This is a genomic window from Stenotrophomonas sp. 278 (assembly GCF_003935715.1).
In the GTDB taxonomy this organism is placed as follows: domain Bacteria; phylum Pseudomonadota; class Gammaproteobacteria; order Xanthomonadales; family Xanthomonadaceae; genus Stenotrophomonas; species Stenotrophomonas maltophilia_AH.
The window spans coordinates 1-1,500 of sequence record NZ_RHPP01000282.1; the positions used below are offsets into that span (position 1 = coordinate 1).

General features: G+C 57.6%; 1 pseudogene. It reads right to left on the reverse strand.

Features of this window, described 5'->3' with window-relative positions:
- Nucleotides 1-1,000: 1,000 nt before the first annotated feature.
- Nucleotides 1,001-1,500: pseudogene (locus EGJ34_RS21660) on the reverse strand (type IV secretion system protein); the annotation flags it as partial.

Consider the following 1,500-nt stretch of genomic DNA (forward strand, 5'->3'; position numbering starts at 1 on the left):
TCTCCGGCGGATCATCCTTGCCGGTGACCACGGCGGTGATCACGCCCTTGACGTCGTTGGTCAGGAAGTCCTGGATGGTGGTGCCGAACATGGCCATGCTGGTCGCCATCTCTCGACTTACTCATCACCCCAAGTTGCGACTCAACTGCTGCATCATCCTAACGCTCCAGCCGAGCGCTAGCATGACTCTCAACATGCCCTCTTCCTGTTCAAGAGGGATGCGTATTGCCGTGACATCGGCTCCCTCTGTTCTCGCGGCAGTCTAGGTCACGGGCGTGACATAGGGAGCCGCCAAGCGCGACTAAACTGTCGCTACTTGGCGTCCGTTCTAGCGAGGCAGCCTCATACAGCCCGCCCTCCAACTACAAAGTACGGCCCGCATTTCGCAGCACTCAAGCGACGGATCGGCCGATAACATAGAAGTACTTGCCCTTCAGAACTTCCTGAATTCCGACATGCTGCATGCAGAGTAGGCTACGGTGCACTGGGATCCACTCCCCTCACCACAAATCCGCAATGCTTCACTTCTTGCTCTATCTTCGCTCACTGCACTGAAAATGTTTGATTTACCGCCCGGCCCGCCTTGACTCTTGGGCTTGGGGTCAGCAATAGCGATGCATTGATTGTAGTAGCTAGCAACGACCTTGCACTTTAGTCCGCCAGCCTTCTGACATTGATCAACCGCGACTTTGCCGGCCTCCCGCTTCGAACGGCGAGACTCAGCTACACCCGTAGCGGTTGCCACGCCCCTCTCATGCGCGCTGAAATCTTCGGCGATCGCACCCCAGCGAGTAAGCCACTCACCTGAGGCTCCCTGCGAGCCGCTTCCGCCGCCGTAGCCTGGGATTGGAGCACAACCACCCGCATTCTGGTCTCCAACAGGATACTGCCCGGGTGGGCACCTGCCCTCAGCATATGCACCAAATGAAAGCGCAATCATTAGCAGCGCTGCAATGCGTCTCATATCAGCTCCTCAACGCAATTTCTTGCATCAATCTGGTCAAGCAATGGGGGCATTTCCGTATTTCCCTGTAGTGTTATTCAAGGCTATTTGATTCCCTTGAGTGCCCATTACAGTCCTTCCTTCATTCATCTGCGCTCCACTACCGTGGTTTGCATCGTCAGCATTCTTCGTTCTCTCCGGCACAGCACCCGGCGGCTGACCCTGCGGACCCGCCGCAGCCGAGCCACCTATCTGCGAATATGCCATGAAGCCACCCAACGTGCCCTGGAAGAACATCGCGGCCATTGGGGGAGCAGTCAGAATCAGCGTGGTTAGGATCAACCCCATGCCGCCCTGCTGCATCGCCTGGCTGGTGAAGCCGGCAGCGCCGGAATCCTGCAGAATCCATTTGTCAGCGGCCGCCGTCAGCCAGAAGGTGCTCGCCACGCGGATCACCATGTCCAGCGCGATGCCTACCATTGCGGCCAGTACCGCCATCGAGAACATCGTGCCGATCCCGTAGAACAGCCAGCGCTTGAACAGATCCTTGGTCTGGT